The sequence below is a fragment of the Mucilaginibacter ginsenosidivorans genome (assembly GCF_007971025.1).
GTDB lineage: Bacteria > Bacteroidota > Bacteroidia > Sphingobacteriales > Sphingobacteriaceae > Mucilaginibacter > Mucilaginibacter ginsenosidivorans.
In genome coordinates this window covers 2679548-2697619 of sequence record NZ_CP042436.1, presented here as the reverse complement: position 1 = coordinate 2697619, position 18072 = coordinate 2679548, and the positions used below count along the sequence as shown (strand labels likewise).

Genomic DNA, 18072 nt, shown 5'->3' with positions numbered 1-18072 from the left:
ATTAATCAATCAACTAATCTTAGAATTAATACAGACCCTGTTAATAATTAGGGTTTTGCTTGATAACTCCTTTACTTTCATCAATTATCTTCTGCGGTATTGGCATAAAGTAATCCTTTGGCCTTTGGAAGGTCCTCGCCGGTACAATAACGGCGCCGTTATAAGGCGGCAGCGGCGACGCTTTCTTTGGCTTACCTACAATGGTATCAAGATTTACTATCTGGTCTTTATCCCAGCGCAGCAAATCCTGCCAGCGTACATTTTCGCCGCCTAATTCCACTCTTTTTTCATGGATGAGTTGCTTCATGCCGGCTCCGGCTACCGGCTCAAGACCGGCTCTTACTCTCACGGCATTAATTTCCGCGTCGCCGCTGCCTGCGCCTGATTGCCTGATCTTTGCCTCGGCAACAATCAGGTATATCTCGGCCGTTCTTAGCAGGGGTTGTTTCAGGTCAAAATTCAGGTTGCCGTCGCCGCTTGGCATATAGGCCGTATATTTCCGGATATAGTAACCTGTGGTAGACATACTTGGCAGCATCCTGCCCGTTGATTGCCCCGCTTTGCCCGTAAACATCTGTACAGCGTCTTCAGGCGATATAACCGATAGGTTGGTTTGATAAGGGATAGAATCGCCCACTGCTAAAACAGTGGTTTTTTCCCGCTTATCACCGGTTTCAAATTCATCTACAAAGTTTTGTGTAGGGTGATGAAAGCCCCATCCCTGCCATGGCCGCGGAGAGAAATAGATAGCCATAGGCGATTGTAATGAGCCCGAAATTTCGCTGTTTTGGTTCCACACGGCAAAAAGCAATTCGTTGCTCGTTGTTTGCTGGATACCCGGGGTAAAGTTATCGTCATAATTAGGCGCCAGTGAATAATTGGCATCATTAATTACCGCGGTACCATATTGAATAGATTTGGCAAAATCATCTTCAAACAGGTACAATTTACTCAGCAGTCCTTCGGCTGCGCCTTTACTTACCCGCCCTTTATCTGCAGCGTCATAGGTTTCGGGGAGCAGGTTTATCGCTTTCAAAAGATCCGACTCAACCTGTGCTCTTACCTGGTCCAATGTTGCTTTCGGAACATTGTAGTTGCTGGCCTGGACATTCGCTTCTGTTATTATCGGCACCTCGCCATATATCTGGCTCAGTAAAAAATATGCGTACGCCCTCAGAAAATACGCTTCGCCCATCGACCGGCTGCGGATGGCATCATCCATAACCGGAACTTTTGGGATATAAAATATAGCATTATTTGCCCTGCCGATCTGTTCGTAAGCGAAAGGCCATGTGTAATAGATCACCTGCAAAGATGGGTCGGCGTTCAGGTTTCCAACTGCCTGGAAGTCGGAGTGGTCGCCCGCCACATAAATATCATCAGACTGGTCGTCGTACGTATATAACGCGTGGCCCACCCAGTCTTCGACGTAAAGGACATTATATATGCCCAAAACATTGGCAATAACATCATTTTGGTTACGCCAATAGGTTGCCGTAGTGTACGAGCCCGTCGGTTTTTGGTCGAGGGGCTTTTTAATACAGCTTTCCATACATATCATGCTAATACATAATATGCTTAATAATTTGTATCTGTTTGAATTCATAATTCTTTGCTCTATTAAGTTAAAAATTAGCTGTCACTCCAAAGGTTACGTTTCGGGCGCTTGGGTACTGGGCAACGTCAACCCCCTTTTGCGAGTTTGCCGGGTTATTGCCCGAACTCGTGTAGCCCAATTCAGGTGTATAACCTTTATACCCCGTGATCGTGAAAACATTATATGAACTAACATATACCCGTATATCAGGCAACTGTACGCCAGCTATGCTCTTTTTGGCGAAGGTATACCCGAGTGAAACGCTCTTTAAAGCTAAATAGGTCCCGTTTTCAACCCACATATCTGATGAGCGGTAGTTATTATTCAAATTTGAATTGGACAGCCGCGGGATAGTATTACTGGTGCCCTGCCCATGCCATCTTCCCTCCTGTTCTGCATACCAGTTGAAAACCTGGGTTGCGTCCAAACCTGCAAGGCGGTCGGCATTATATAATTTAAAACCCGCTTCGCCGGCAAAGTTGAAGGCAAAATCAAAATTCTTGTAGGCCAGCGAGCCATGAAAGCCGAATACAACCTTGGGATTAGGATTGCCGAGATTGGTACGATCCTTATCATCTACAACGCCGTCACCGTTCAGGTCCAAAAACCTTACATCGCCCGGTTTGATGTTACCCTTGTTCGGGTCGTTCTTGATATTGGGATCATTGTCTATGTCTGCCTGAGTTTGATAAAGACCATTGGTTTTAAACCCATAGAACGATGCGATGGGCTGCCCCTCGTAAGTGCGGGAAATATCAACGTTCTCCCTGCCGTACGACGTGGACCCGATATAATCTGACTGCCCGTAAAGTTTGGTCACCTTATTTTTCAGGAAGGATGCATTTGCGCCGAACGAGTATTTTAATTTCCCGGAGTTGTTGTGATAGTTCAGATCTATCTCGATACCATGATTATTCATTTCACCAATGTTTTGATTTGGCAAAGTGATGTTTCCGGGATCATCGGGCAGGTTGGTTTGAGCGCCGAAAGTTTCAACAAGCTGGTACGGGATCAGCATGTCGGTGGTGTTCTTGTTAAAATAGGTGACCGATCCAGTTAGGTGATCCTTCAAAGCGGAAAACTCTAACGCGATGTTAGTCTCGCTGGCCCTTTCCCAGGTTATGTTAGGATTAGCCAACCCCGTTATAAACGCACCGCTTTGTAAAACCGTACCTGTGCCCAGGGCATATCCATAGTTAGTGGCATAGCCCAGCGTGCTTAAATATTGAAAATTGCCGATGTTTTGATTCCCTAACTGCCCCCAGCCGCCGGTAAGTTTTAAGGAGTTGAAGATGTTTTTCAGGCCATCGCCATAAAAGTTCTCGTCAGAGATACGCCAGCCGGCAGAAAACGCAGGGAAATAGCCCCATTGTTTACCCGGTGCAAATTTGCTCGAACCGTCGGCACGCATGGTTACTGTCAGCAGGTATTTGTTGTTGTAAGCGTAATTGCCCCTTACAAAATACGACTGCAAGCCTTCGGTTGGGTTATTGTTGCCGCTATTGTTGGCGCTATTGCCCAGGTTCAACACACGCTGATCTGGGTCAATATCTGTAAAGCCCGAACGTGAAGCGTTTACATAATTCCCCTTGATCAACTGTGCAGAATACCCCCCTGTAAGTGTTACTTCGTGCACATTGTTGAATATTTTATTGTAAGTCAGGAAATACTCCTCCAAAAGGGACGAGCCTTTGCTGTACCCCTGGTTAAGGGACGCAATGGAAGGCCCGCGGGTTTGATCGGGCATTGGTACCTGGAAATTATAATAGTCTGAGTAATTACTATCATAGGCATAATTAGCTTTTATTTTTAATCCTTCTACTATTTCAACTTCGGCATAACCGTTGGCGAGCAGCCTGTTCACTTTGTTGTAGGCATCGGTCAGCCGTGCCGTTGCAACAGGGTTATTGATGTCGCCGAGCTGGTTATCTGCCTGGGACGAACCGTATGAGCCATCGGGATTCATGACCGGTATGGCCGGGTTGAAACGAATGGCGCTCCAAACTAATCCTGCCTGGGTCGATCTGGTGTCGGGCGATGTACTGTTGGAATTTGAATAAAGTATATTCTCGCCGACTTTTATTCTCGAGGTAACCTTATGTTCGGAGTTGATCCTGAAATTATATCGTGTAAACAACGAGTTTGGGATCATCCCTGTTTCGTTATAGAAGTTACCCGAAAAGCTGTAAACTGAACTTGCGCTGCCTCCCCTCACGGCAAAATCAGCATTTTGCACATGACCGGTACCCATAAGTGCGCGTTGCCAGTCGGTCCGCTGAACGGAGTAATAAGGGTTACCCCAAATTGTCGGCGGGGTCAGATCATCATTGGTATACGATTCGATCTTAAGTTTCGCCAATTCAGGCGCCGTCAGCATCTTGATGAATTTTACAGGGCTGTTTTCACCCGCATAAAGGTTCACACTGGTTTTCAGCTTTTCATTAAAGTTTCCTTTTTTCGTTGTTATGATAACCACGCCGTTAGCCGCTCTCGAACCATAGATAGCAGATGCAGACGCGTCCTTCAAGATATCGATGGTAGCGATATCGTTGGCATTCACATCATTTAACCCTCCTGCGGGTACGCCATCAATGATCACAAGCGGGTCAGCATTATTGATCGTACCGGTTCCCCTGATACGGATACTTGGGGTACCGCCTGGCGCTCCGTCATTCCTGACAATATCCACGCCGGAAGCGCGGCCCTGTAAAGCATCGGCAGGGTTACTCACCGGCAGGTTTTTCAGGTCTTCGCCTTTTACGCTGACAATAGAGCCGGTAACATTACGCTTTGACTGCGAGCCGTAACCGACAACGACAACTTCGTTCAGGACGCCCACTGCAGCGGGAAGAACAATAACGATGTCGGCCGGCGTGCTGTCGCCTACGATGATGTGTTTGGTAACCGGTTTCATGCCTATGTACGATACGTACAGGTCATATTCGCCCGGCGGCACGTTCAGTTGAAACCTGCCGTTAACATCGGTAGTTCCCGCTACGCCTAGCTTTTTAATGGCGACGGTAGCGCCCGGAACCGGGGCGTTGCTTTCATCGAGCACTACGCCTTTGATGATCGTTCCGGCGGATACCGCAGGACGCTTCAGATCTGCCGGAACCCGTTCCCCGGCGATCCCGGATGCCCTTGTTTGCACGATCAAAATCGCGACAAAAAAGAGAGTAAGCACACTCGGCTTTAATAAAGATCTTTGATAAAATCTTCTCTCAACAAGGAATTTTTCTTTTAAAATTTGAATCATGGAGTTTGGTTTTATTTCAAAAGGTTATTAATAATTAATTAGTGAATATGTGGTTGGATAGTTATTTCAATCTGTTTTAATTCAATTCATGCTTTGTTTCTAATGGTCCCTCTCCCAAACTTGTATCGCATCATTACTTTTAGCGGCAATCAGCCAATAGCCCTCCTTTGCGTTATTAACCCGTACCAGGTTCCTGACATCACCGCCTATATTTAAACCCGTTTCGTAATATCCGGCGGATGAAAAGCCCCCTTTTCCGTCTGTCCTTAAGATGGTCCCGATACCGGCATCCAACGGGCCAAACTGTACCCGGAACGGATAGAAATTACCCGCCACGATAATGTCCTTTTTCCCGTTCGGGTCGATATCTCCCGGCACAATACCGTTAACCATACTTGTTTGCGCCGAAGACGGTAATTTTTTTATGGTAAAATGATGATTACCAGAATTTTTGAGCGCAACAGATTCCAGCATATTGATCTTCACGGTTGTGGCTGCGGCAAGTTTTTCCGGCGGGAAAAGATCAGTCAACTGTGCATCTGCGAAGTCGGCGTAACGCGCGAATTTCTTTTGCAACCAGGGCATTTGATCCATTAGTTCATCGCGGGTGTAATAAGGATAGCTTTTGCCCTGGATATAGTAACACAAAACCGGCAGCATCAACCCGTCGTTGTTAAAGTCGGAACAAGTAATGGTAACGGGCTCGGTTGCGGAAGCTTTAAGCTGGGTGTTCAATCCCAGGTTCCCTACAACCAGGTCGACATTACCATCTCCGTCCAAATCCGTAGCGACTATACGGCTCCACCATCCATTCGTCCCGGAAAGACCGTATTCCTTAGTCTGGTTAACCAGCGATCCTTTCTGATTTTCAAATACCGTGACTGGCATAAACTGCCCGGCTATAACCAGGTCCATCCATCCGTCTTTATTCAGGTCAACCCAAACGGCGTCCGTCACCATGCCGGGATTGCGGAGCGTAGCATCTTTTTGAGAATTATCTACCTCAAATTGGATATTCCCTTTGCGGCTGATATTTTTCAGTATGTAGCTCGAAGGCGCCATTGGGAACATGCCCGGCTTGTACCTGCCACCGATGAAAAGATCGGGTTTCCCGTCATGATCAATATCTGCTGCGCGGGCACAACTCGCGCTGATGAATTCTTTGGGCAGGGCATTCAAAACTTGTTTAAAATTGCCCTTGCCATCATTTTCAAATATCCGGTCCTGGTAATTCTCGTTTCCCGACGGATATTCAGCGCCGCCACTTACCAGGTACAGGTCCATATCCCCGTCACCATCCGCATCAAAAAACAAAGCATCAGCATTGAAAGGAAGCGTGTTGTTATTCCATGGTTGAGATGGCGCAAGTACAAAATGCCCATCGCGCGTTTGAAGATAAAGCTGGCTGGACTGGCCCACACCCGCGCCAATAAACAGATCTTCCAATCCATCACCGTTTACGTCGGCTTTAGCGATGCAGGGTCCCATCTTTGAAACCTGGTAAGGCAGCAGTGGGGATATTTTAAAATCGACGTAAGACGATGCCTTATCGGTAAAGTTAATTCCCGATGTTGCCGTTACGTCTTTAAACAGGGGTTTAGTATTTTCGTTGTCAGTAGCGGGTGCACTTTTACCCGGTGTGGCATTTTTTTGCTCAACTACAATTAAGCGGTCGGCTTTGATATTCTTTAACTCAGATACTTCACCGGTCGGCCACACCACCTTTAATGACTGTACAATACTGTCTTTTCCCAAGCCAAAGTGCAAAACCGGGTCGACCGAGGACTGAAAACCCCTGTTGAAATATTGCTCCTGGAATTGGTTGTTGTGCGTAGTTGTTACGTAAACCTTAGCGCCAATGCCCGATGTGTTTTTGTTAGCGCCTTTAAGTTGAAGGCGTAAAAAGGCAGGTTTTTTTGACTGTTCCGAAGTGTTATTCCTATAAACTGTGGCAACACCGTCCAGCTGATTGATGACAAGGTCCAGGTCGCCATCACCATCCAGGTCAGCATAAACAGCACCGTTGCTTACGCCCAATTTGGTAAGCCCCCAATCGGCAGTAACGTTTGCAAATGTTAAATTCCCGCTATTTTTGAAAAGGTAATTGGTCAGCATGGTTGTAGGCATCTTTTTAACCAGCTCCCATATCTCGCTTTTATCCTGTTTTTCCTTAATGTACTGCGGCGAATAGCCCGACGAATACTTCACAAAGTCGAGGTTTGTCATATCCTTCAGGATACCATTGGTGACAAAGAGGTCTTTCCAGCCATCATTGTCCAGGTCGGCGAAAAGCGGCGCCCAACTCCAGTCGGTGTTCGATACACCGGCCATCTGTCCTATTTCAGATAATACAGGGGTACCATCGGCATTGTTCCCATTATTAAGCTGCAGGGAATTCCGCATCAGCTGTTTATGGAAACCATGTTCTACCAGCAACTGAAATTTATCATAATTATCGGCCCCACGCAGCAGTTTTTGCCGATGATTGTCCTCGGGCAGCATGTCCAATTCCACAACATCCGGGCGGTTGTCGTTATTGAAATCCGCTATGTCGCTACCCATGGCGAATTCCGAAATGTGCCTGGTTGCTTTGGTCAATACCTCCCTGAAAGTCCCATCGTGGTTATTCAGGTATAAAAAATCGCGTTCATCATAGTCATTTGTAACATAAATATCCGGCCACCCGTCGCCGTTAATGTCACTTACCGAAGCACTTAGGCTGAAATTGAGTCCACTTCCATCAATATGCGCCTGCTCGCTTATGTCGGTAAAATGGCCGTTATCGTTCCTGTACAGCCTGTTCCCAAATTTTGCATTTCTCGTCTTCCGGAGTTTTTCAGTATTGAAAAAAGGGTTGAAAAACTCATTCGCATGGTCGACCAGGAACATGTCCAGGTCGCCGTCGTTATCCATATCAAAAAAAACAGCCGAGGTTGAAAAAGTGCCCGCAGCGTCCAAACCATAGGTCTTAGCGCTTTCGGTAAACGTGGGGATGCCATTTTTGCTGCCGTTGTTAATGTATAATTCGTTTGCTCTTGCTGCGTCGCTACCGACGCCCGAATAGCAAACATAAATATCCATCAGCCCGTCGCCGTTCACATCGGCCATTACCACCCCGGTTTTCCACCTATCGCGACCCTTAACGCCGGCCCGGTCAGTGATGTCTTCAAATTTGAAGTTGCCTTTATTGAGATAAAGTTTATTTGGCGACATATTGCCGGTAAAAAAAACATCGGGCAAGCCATCGTTATTCAAATCGCCGACGGCAACTCCGCCGCCGTTATATAAATACTCGTAGGTAAGGATATTTTGCTCTTTGGTTTCTTCTATATCATTCCTGAAATTAATATTTGAATAGGAAGGTTTGACCTCGGTGAACACCGTACCCGGTTTGCGTGTGCACGCAAACAACGACAAGCAATAAAGAATAAGAAATAGTTTTAGTAGAGATTTCATTACATGTCAGGGCAACACTTATTGTAAATTATACACTAATTCTTTATTCATTTTTGTGGCTCAACTACTTGCAATCCGCTAGTTTTGCTATACGAATGTAATTTTTGATAAGACAAATTCGCCGTGAGTAAGCGAATTTATTTACGAAACCGGTTGCGTTTGTGTGTAATTTTTTAAAAAGATCAAAATCTTTTTAAAAAGATAAATAAAGTAAGGCTTCGATCATGATCTATTGTTTTTTAATATTATTTTGATAACTTGTTATACTTTTATAACTCCTTCCGGACCTAATGAGTGGTTTTCAAAGCAATACTTCCATCAAACTCCTTGCTGAAAAGCTTGGTTTATCAAAAGGTACTGTCTCCAAAGCATTGAAGGATAGCCATGAGATCAGCGTTGCAACCAAGGCGAAAGTATTGGCAGCTGCGCAGGAACTTAACTATATACCGAATCATTTTGCGAGCGGGCTCAAGAGCAGGAAAAGCAGGACCGTCGCCGTTATTGTTCCGGAAATTGTAGATAGTTTCTTTTCACTGGCCATAAAGGGTATCGAAGCGGTAACCCAGGAAAAAGGTTATCATATTAACGTCTACATAACGAACGACCTCCGGTCGAAAGAGGAGGAGATCATTAAAGTCCTGTCGGATGGACGGGTAGATGGGGTCCTGATATCGGTGTGCAGGGAGACTACTGATAACTGTCATCTGAAAAAGCTGGTCGATTACGGTATTCCCCTGGTTTTTTTTGATAGGGTAGCAGATGATATTGAGGCAGGTAAAGTAGTAACCGATGATTTTGAAGGCGGTTATATTGCCGCCCGGCACCTGGTAGAACAAGGCTGCAAAAAAATTTATTTCCTTTCTATATCGGAAGGGCTGTCTATCCTGCGAAAGAGAATGGATGGATTTATCAGGGCACTTCACGAAAACAACGTTGAGGACCCTTCGAAAAATGTTTACCAGATACCCACAGATAAAACAAAAAGTGAGGAAGCAATTAGAATACTTTTATCAAGTCCGCATCATCGTCCCGATGGTATCGTCGCTTCTGTTGAATTGCTGACCATCCCAATGTATAATGCCTGCAAGCAATTGGGCATTGTGATGCCCGACCAATTGAAAATCGTTTGTTTTTCGAATCTTTTGTACGCATCTCTTTTGTCCCCATCTTTAAGTACCATTACTCAGCCCGCCTTTGAAATCGGGCAACAAGCCGCCAGCCTTATCTGCAATTCGATTGAAAGAGATACTTTTATCAAAAATGAAAGAATCATCTGTCCGTCAAAGCTTGATGTGAGAGAATCGACATCCACAGCAGCGCTATCTAATTGAGGGGACACAAAAAAAGGAATAAACTTACGCCCGCCCCTATCCCGCGTTAAATGTTCAGGTTTATAATTTCACAAAAGTGGTCTCACCTACAAGATTGTTGTTGTTATCAACCACCTGCAGGATATATGTCCCCGGCAACAACCTGCTTACATCGTTTTGCCAATTGGTTTGTGTAGTTGTGGCAGTTTTCATCAAGCCGCCGGTGGAACTAACTATCCTTATATTGTAAACTGATGTAACCGGTGTGGCTGCAAGATTCGTCATTCCGATGCCCGATTGACTTATCTTCTGGCTTGAGCCGAAGGCAGCATTGATAGTCAGGTTGATGGTGCTTTTGGCAGGATTCGGATAAAGGGAAATATTACTTTTTGCAATGCCGTTCACATTCTCCGTATACATAAGCGTAACCACATTTGAATAAGTAATATTACCATTCAGGTCTTCAATCTTCAAACGATACATGTCTTTGGAAGCCGGTGAAGTATCCCAAAGGTTATATACCCCCGTTGCATTAGAAGGTGTACCACCCAGCACGTTGAACGTTGCACCGCCATCCGTGCTTCTTTCAACGGTAAAGCGGGTGTAGTTTTGTTCATTTTCGGTTGTCCATGACACCTTCGATCCCTGCGTAACCTTAACCGCAGTGAAGTTGAGCAAATGAACCATTAGAGCAGGATCTTCGCGCAACACCAGTTTAAACCGGCTTTTGCCGAATGTCGTCGTATCGCTGGTAATATTAAATGCGTAGGTCTGGTTGTGACGCATATCCAATGAATCCTTTTTATAACTATCCATCAGCCAAACCTGGTAAACCTGGGGTATTGCTTCCAGTTCGGTCATATTAAGCGAATAAACTCCGGGCGTGCGGGCTGTCACGTTCAACGGGATTTCGGTTTGCTTCGCGGCTGCAGGGAGAGGCAGCCTGTTGATAGCAAGGTTAACGCCATCGCTCGAAATACTTGATAAACTTACTTTCCCGCTTCCCTGCCTGTACGGCGCATCTTCGTTGCTGATGAACTTCTCGGTTGCGGCTGAGTTGAAACCGATATAAATATCATCAGTATTTATCGTATCCATGGCCATTTGCAAACGGAGATGCTGATCGATCATATTATTGCTTAAAGCAGCAAGGTTATCCTTAGACGACATAAAGAGATTAAGCCCGGTATTTTGCGCAGTAGACTTAGATGTCTCATTGAATATAAGCTGAGCGCTGCTGTTGCTGGCAACTACAAAAAAGCCTTCACCGCTTACGATATACCGGCGGCCGTGATTAGTATAGACGCCGCCTTTCTGATAAGTATCAAAATTGCTTGTCAAAGGGTTTAATTCGTATACTGTAGTCCCAACATTGCTGCCGTATATGCCACTTGTGGTGGTGGTTGTATTGAACGATTCCCAATCGATAGTACTTGCATAGGGATTACCAACCAAATTGAACCCACGTACCAGTGCATTTGTGCCCGCGCCTGAACCGGTGTAATTTAATGTTGCCGAAGCTGCATTGTTCCACGGATGGACTATTACCTGGCCCTGGTTAAGCGTACCGGAGGCGGTAAGTGCAACCGAACCCGGGGTATAGGTAGTTACCGTTTCATTGGCAACTGTTGTTGCGGCCCTGTTTCCACGGTAGAAGAACAGATAACCATTGCCTACCGGAATATTATAACCGGTTGAACCGCTATTAAGATAATACGTGTAAGAAGGCGAGTTATTGATCTTGCTGATACCCCACCAGTTTCCGCTGATATATGTAGCGTTTGAAGGAGTTATGTCTTCACGATACAGGTATAACGTCGGGTTGCCTGTTTTGTCAAACCCGCCTCCTGCATCGCCGGTAAGGTAAATACTGTTTTGCAAATAGTTAATGCTATATACATTATTTGAGCTTACCGTTCCCGCGTATACCGGCGACGATGTAAGGCGGTAGCTGCGATAGCCTGAGCCGCCCGTTATATAACGCTGTACATTTACCGTGCCTGTAATGCTTGGCCCGGTGGGTATAGCAGCGATCGATGCCGAGCCCGACGACACTGAGAGCAATGTAAGATTACCATTGGCAGCCAAAATAGTGGAGCTGCTACTGCCCTGCATGGTCAAAACACCGGATTTTGAGATATAAAACATACCGCTGCTCATAGTTTTTGTCCCGGCTCCACTAAAGTTCACGTTGGTAAACGTCGTACCATTGCCCGATCCGGCGCTCAAAGTTTGGGTTGTCCCGTTAAATGTAACTGTAGCACCTGTGAAGTTGACATAATTTGACGCGTCATTTGCAAGGGTATTGGTAAAATTACCGGCAATATTCAAATTGCCCGACGCTGTTTTTATACCTGTGCCCGAAAAAGCAATATTCTGGTAACTGACACCCGAAGACAAACCAGTAATGCCCGTTGCCGTGTAAACGGTTTGTGCCGCGCCCGAATATTCCACAGTCCCATTCGTGGCATTAAAAGTAACAACGTTGGTTCCGGTGGCTGACAAACCAGACAACGCGGTTGAGCTGGCCAGCTTTAATGTGGTTGCGGTTGTGGGCACCAGGGCAAAAGTTGAAGTGGTACCCGACGCATTTGTAGTTTGAACAGTACCCGTTAGCACGGTTGTACCCCCGGTGAGGTTAAAAGTTGAATTAAAAGTAGTGGCACCTGAAGCCGTGGACGTTAACGCTATATTGGTAGCTATATTCAGGTTAGTAACGGACGAAGCCATCGTACTTGTGTACGAACTTCCCAGCGTCGTATTCGAAATAACGCTTATGCTATTCGCTGTTATTGTTCCCGAACCGGTCAATGTCGCATTGTATCCCAGGCCCGAGCTTGCATCGCTTTGGTAAGTTATGGCGCCCACCACGTTCAATGTGGCTCCGCTATTTACATTGACACCAGGCCACTGGCTGCCAACATTGCCAAATTGTATCGAACCAACATTCACTGTACCAGACGCCGTCAATACATTCGGAAAATAGTTAAATGACTCGTTAACACCGATGAGCGCTGATTGCGCACTGTTTGGCACCACACCGCTCCTCCAGTTTGAAGCCGTATTCCAGTCGGTACTTGTCACACCTATCCAGTCATTCGATTGAACACACGACAGGGTTACGGTAGTTGAACCGCTGCCTGTAATGTTATAAGCAGTTATAGTATACGTTGTTGGCCCAAATGTAACAGCAGGTGTTCCGCTGATCTCGCCTGTTGTAGTGTCGAAACTCAAGCCCGATGGAAGTGGTGAACTGATACGATACCCGCCGTTTGCCGCAAATTCCTTAACTGTATTATTGGTAAAATCCGAAACATAGAGGTTACCGTTGCCGTCGGCCACAAAACCTTCCACGTCGTTAAAGCCGCTGATGGTATTAAGCAATACACCGTTTGAGCTGTATATCTTAACCTGGTTATTGTGCGAGTCGGCAACAAATACGTTACCGGATGGGTCGCAGGAAATAGCTAAAGGATCTTCGTACCCGCTGCTGAATACCCCAAGGTAAGTACCTGACGAATTATATTTAGTTACGTAGCCTTTGTTGGTACCGGCCTGGTCCTGTGCACGGTTCAATACATAAATATTTCCTGAACCGTCTACCGCAACACCGTCCGCCTGGTCCATTTGTGAGTTGTTCAGGGTCATAAGCAATGTACCCGAAGTGTTATATTTTGTTACCGAACTGGTGTAAGGTGATGTATAAACATAGGTAGCAATATATAAATTGTCGGACGGATCGATGCTGATCCCAAGTGGGTGGTTTAAGCCCGAAATAATAGTGGACTGGTAGACCCCTGAAGAATTAAATTTATAAATAGCACCAGCCCCTGTATCTTCCACATAACAATTGCCCGCCGAGTCAAAAACTATACCTTCGGGGTTGGTAAAGGTTTTGCCTGATGTATATGTCCCGACGTACACGTTGCTGGAATTATATTTGCTTATCGTTTTATTATAATAATTGGCCACATAGATGTTGCCTGACGCATCAATGGTCATCAAACTTGGCCCGCTTAAAGATGCACCGGTGAGCGACGTGCCCGAAGGAGAATAACTGTAACCCGTAACCGCACCACCGGTATTAGTTGGGTCCAAATTAGGTATGGTCGCATTAAGCCGGTAGACATTTGTTGACGGCGTATAGCTAATAACCGGAGCATGCGGACTAACAGTGATGATCAGGTTAGTGCTCGAGTTACCTGATGAGTTAGTTGCCTTGATGGTAAACGTCGTTGTCGGAAATACTGCCGTCGGAGTACCGGATATTACACCGGTGCTGGTATTCAACGATAACCCGGATGGCAGCGAACCTCCGGCGGTAATGGCCCAGGTTGACGCGGCGCCGCCTGAGTTGGTTGGCGAAGCAGGTGTTATCGTGGTACCTACCGAGTAGGTAACCGTTCCAGGCGAGTAGCTGATATTTGGAGCATTATTATTGACGCTGATAGTGACCGTTGTGTTTCCGCTCCCCGTAGCATTCGTGGCGGTTATGGTATACGTAGTTGATGCCTTTGTGGCCGTTGGTGTACCGGATATTACACCTGTGGATGTATTAAATGACAAACCTGAAGGCAACGCCCCGCCGGCGGTAATGGCCCAGCTTGTTGCCGCGCCGCCCGTATTGGCCGGAGTTAGTGAACTTATTGTGGCTCCTACGGAGTAAGTGTTTGTTGATGGCGTGTAACTAATAACCGGCGCCTGGGGGTTAACTGTCAGGGTTATGGTTGTACTGGCACTGCCCGCGGCATTTGTAGCGGTTACGGTGTAAGTAGTAGCCGATGATGTAGCAGTAGGTGTACCGGTAATCGCACCGGTGCTGGTATTGAAGGATAAACCGGCCGGCAGCGGTGTATTGATAGACCAACTGGTAGCAGTTCCTCCTGAATTAGTTGGTGTCCAGGCTGTAATAGCCGTACCTACTACCGCAGTTTTGGTAGACGGGCTGTAACTGATGTTAGGAACGGACGGGTTGTTACACGTTATAGTAACAGAAGTCGTACTTGTACCCTTGTCATTATCGGCTGAAATAACATAGGTTGTCGCCGGGGACGTTGTTGTAGGCGTGCCTGAAATTACACCGGTCGTTGTATTGAACGACAAACCGGCAGGCAATGACGGACCTATCGAATAGGTATCAGCCGGCCCCCCTGTATTGGTCGGCGACAACGGGCTTATCGAAGTCCCTACAGTATAGGTCACTGTTGATGGCGAATAACTTATCACCGGAGCTTTCGGAAGCACGGTAATATTTATTGTAGCAGTCCCGCTTCCGCCTGCATTGGTTGCTGTAATTGTGAAGGTTGCTGTATCAGTTACAGTCGGCGTTCCGGAAATAGCTCCCGTAGAAGTATTAAATGATAAGCCAGTGGGTAACGACGGACTTGCAGACCAGCTTGTAGCCGCACCGCCGGTATTTACGGGTGTCCATGAGCTTATTGCGGTTCCTACAGTGTAAGTGTTAGAAGATGGCGTATAACTTATGACAGGCGGAACAGGCAATATAGTTATAGTTATACTCGTACTGCTGCTGCCGGCGACATTAGTTGCTGTTACGGTATATGTTGTTGCAGAGGATACCGTTGTTGGCGTTCCGGTTATATCGCCGGTACCAGTATTAAGCGACAAACCGGCAGGTAAGCCAGGGCTTACAGACCAACTTACTGCAGCACCTCCTGTATTTACCGGTGACCATGTGCTTATTGCGGTGCCGGAAGGATAACTCTTTGTTGCAGGTGTATAGCTAATATTCGGCGGCCCCAGGTTAACTGTAATATTAATTGTTGTTGTAGCAGTTACCCCGGCAGCGTAATTAGCCGTTACGGTGTAAACAGTTGACGCCGATGTTGTAGTTGGGGTACCGGATATAACACCGGTGGATGTGTTGAACGACAGGCCCGCCGGCAATGCAGTACCTATCGAATAACTCGACGGGCTTCCCGTTACGGTCGGAGTCAACGACGAAATCGTTGTTCCTGTTAAATAAGTGTATGGCGATCCTGTGTAACTTATAGTCGGCGACAATACGGTGATATTGATCGTAGTATTGCTGCTTCCGCTTGCGTTTGTTGCAGTTACGGTATATGTTGTAGCTGATGACGATGCAGTAGGCGTCCCGGAGATAACTCCTGTCGACGTGCTAAAAGATAAACCAGCCGGGAGAGCCGGGCTTATGGAATAGCTTGTCGGGCTGTTCGTTACTGTTGGTGTTAACGATGATATTGCCTGGCCGGCATAGTAAGAAAACGGCGAGCCTGTATAACTTATCGTAGGTACTCCTCCATCAACCGTTAGGTCTAAACCGCTGCTTGTCCAGGGGCCACCACCACCGTTATTATCCGTAAATTTCAATGTAAAAGGATAAGTTCCGGCAGGGGTTGAATTTGATGTTGTAACTGTAAACGTGATCGTAGTGTTACTACCACTTGGTGTAAAAGTTGGTGTAGTAGTTGTCACACCTCCGCCCATTGTCTGACTGGATGAAAACAGCCAGGTCACCCCAGTTGGTGTCCCGCCTGCCCAGGTTAGTAATATATCGTCGGAGGATGTTCCGAACCCGAATGTGCTTCCTTCAGTAACCGTTATGGTATAAGTCACGGAAGTGCCCGTTCCTGCGGTTGCTGTTCCCGTCTGGCTGCCGTAACTTATGTTTGTTACTCGTTTGGTAGAAGCAAATGTAGTCCCCCCCAAAAATAAGGAGCCAACGATCAAAAAAATAATGCTAAACAGTAAACTTCTTTTCATATTCAACATCTTAAATAAGTTAAAGAACAGTTTACGATCCAGGTATTGGCCTGGGAATGGCTGAAAAACCGGTGCGCTTTTATATTGCCGGTTTTAATAGCCTTAATATAAAATTGAGTTAGGTAAGTATTTTCACACTGTTCTAAATCAGCAAGTTGCGGAAATATGTTACGAAGAATTTTTGAGCGTGTCATCTGTTTACCTTGATATGGTATGTTTAGCCGGGTGTAAAATGGGTAAACCAGAAGGAGTAAAATGGGCAATAAGCCGCTCATATTCATTTTTAATTAGTCAACGTGCTTTTCACGGGGAAAAACAGGTACTATACGGAGGCCATAAAAAAAATGTTTCGTCAAAAAATAAATGTGCAAAAATTCTGTTACAAAATAAATTATTGAGAAATTTATTAACCATAGATTACTAAACAGTCCCCGGACCTCACCCGGACAGGCCGTTCCCGAAACGCCTTGCAGACGTAATAGTACTTATGAGCGCACCTTATTTGGTTATATAACCTTTTAGAGATAAATTGTCGACACATTACGTATAAACCTATATAAGAATTGCTTTGATGTCGAAGTGGCCGATTTTAATATTTGCAGCCTTATTGGCGGTTAGCTGCAAAAAGGCATTTGAGCCTAAAGATGCCCTAACCAATACCAACAGGTACCTGGTTATAGAAGGTGCAATTAACACCGGACCCGATTCGACTTTTATCACATTGAGCCGTACAAAAAAATATGGCCCGGGTATCCAGATAGACAGGGAAACAAACGCGCAGTTAATTGTTGAAAGCGACGCCAACAATACTTATTCCCTATATGAAGTAAGGCCGGGCGTTTATTCGGCTGCACCGCTAAATCTTAACGATGCGCATAAATACCGGCTGCATATTAAAACTGCCGACGGTAAAGAATATCTTTCTGACTATGTGATTGTAAAGAATTCGCCCCCTATAGACAGTGTAGGTTTTTCGCAGGAAACAGACGGAGTACATATTTATGTTAACACGCACGATGATGCCAGCAGCACGAAATATTATCGCTGGGAGTATACGGAAACCTGGCAATTTCAAAGCTTTTTTAAATCCTACATGTTAGGCGACGAACCGCGCCATGTTTGCTATGCGACCGACACATCAACTGCCATTCTACTGGCAAACTCGAACAAGCTTTCAAGCGACCTTATATACCAGGCCCCTATAGCTTTTATACCGGGAACTTCGGAAAAAATAGAAGCGAGATATACCATAATCGTCAAACAATATGCACTTACAGCCGACGCTTACGATTTTTGGCTGGGTTTACAAAAAAATACCGACAGGCTGGGCAGCATATTTGACGCACAGCCGTCAGTAAACCAAAGTAATTTTTATTGCGTTACCGATCCGCACGAATTTGTTGTGGGCTACTTAAGTGCAGGTCGTGCAGCTACCAAACGAATATTTATTTCAGCCAGCCAGTTATTAAGCAGCTACCAGGTAAAATACCCGGTTGGTTGTAAGCTTGATAGTGCCTTTTATTATCATGAACCTTTTTACACAGACCCAAAAGTACTCGGCCCGGAAGCCGGAACTATACCAATCGAACCCTTTTACATTGCACCCCTTGGGCCTTTTGGAGCTCCCAACTTTATAACCTATTCAACAACTACGTGTGTCGATTGCACCATACGCGGAAAAACCGAACCGCCGCCTTATTGGAGATAAG

At 46.0% G+C, this 18072-nt stretch carries 6 protein-coding genes; 2 read left to right on the top strand and 4 right to left on the bottom strand.

The window, feature by feature from the left end; translation table 11 throughout:
• Positions 1–40: 40 nt before the first annotated feature.
• The 3 genes from FRZ54_RS12285 to FRZ54_RS12275 form a co-directional block, all read right to left on the bottom strand.
• On the bottom strand, positions 41–1552 hold the full coding sequence (locus tag FRZ54_RS12285) for a RagB/SusD family nutrient uptake outer membrane protein (protein ID WP_187359606.1): 1512 nt from the start codon (positions 1550–1552) through the stop codon (positions 41–43).
• Positions 1553–1625: 73 nt separating this feature from the next.
• A complete protein-coding gene (locus FRZ54_RS12280) occupies positions 1626–4853 on the bottom strand; it encodes a SusC/RagA family TonB-linked outer membrane protein (protein ID WP_147031896.1) in 3228 nt (1075 codons plus the stop codon).
• A 99-nt stretch (positions 4854–4952) separates the two neighbouring features.
• Entirely contained in the window at positions 4953–8309 is a 3357-nt protein-coding gene (locus FRZ54_RS12275) for a VCBS repeat-containing protein (RefSeq protein WP_147031895.1), read from the bottom strand.
• Between the two features lie 290 nt (positions 8310–8599).
• Between FRZ54_RS12275 and FRZ54_RS12270 the strand changes: the two genes are divergently transcribed.
• Entirely contained in the window at positions 8600–9640 is a 1041-nt protein-coding gene (locus tag FRZ54_RS12270; protein WP_147031894.1) for a LacI family DNA-binding transcriptional regulator, read from the top strand.
• Positions 9641–9700: 60 nt separating this feature from the next.
• On the opposite strand, the gene FRZ54_RS12265 is transcribed toward FRZ54_RS12270, so the two are convergent.
• Positions 9701–16363 carry a putative Ig domain-containing protein gene (locus FRZ54_RS12265; RefSeq protein ID WP_187359604.1) on the bottom strand — a complete coding sequence of 2221 codons (6663 nt, stop codon included), beginning with the start codon at positions 16361–16363 and terminating at the stop codon, positions 9701–9703.
• Between the two features lie 571 nt (positions 16364–16934).
• On the opposite strand from FRZ54_RS12265, the gene FRZ54_RS12260 reads away from it, so the two are divergent.
• Entirely contained in the window at positions 16935–18071 is a 1137-nt protein-coding gene (locus FRZ54_RS12260) for a DUF4249 domain-containing protein (RefSeq protein ID WP_147031892.1), read from the top strand.
• Position 18072: the final 1 nt, after the last annotated feature.

Excerpts from the sequence above, each read along its gene's own strand:
- FRZ54_RS12285 (WP_187359606.1), bottom strand. The coding sequence starts at position 1,552 with ATGGAAAGCTGTATTAAAAAGCCCCTCGACCAAAAACCGACGGGCTCG.
- FRZ54_RS12260 (WP_147031892.1), top strand. The coding sequence starts at position 16,935 with ATGTCGAAGTGGCCGATTTTAATATTTGCAGCCTTATTGGCGGTTAGC.
- FRZ54_RS12280 (WP_147031896.1), bottom strand. The coding sequence starts at position 4,853 with ATGATTCAAATTTTAAAAGAAAAATTCCTTGTTGAGAGAAGATTTTAT.
- FRZ54_RS12270 (WP_147031894.1), top strand. The coding sequence starts at position 8,600 with ATGAGTGGTTTTCAAAGCAATACTTCCATCAAACTCCTTGCTGAAAAG.
- FRZ54_RS12265 (WP_187359604.1), bottom strand. The coding sequence starts at position 16,363 with ATGAAAAGAAGTTTACTGTTTAGCATTATTTTTTTGATCGTTGGCTCC.
- FRZ54_RS12275 (WP_147031895.1), bottom strand. The coding sequence starts at position 8,309 with ATGAAATCTCTACTAAAACTATTTCTTATTCTTTATTGCTTGTCGTTG.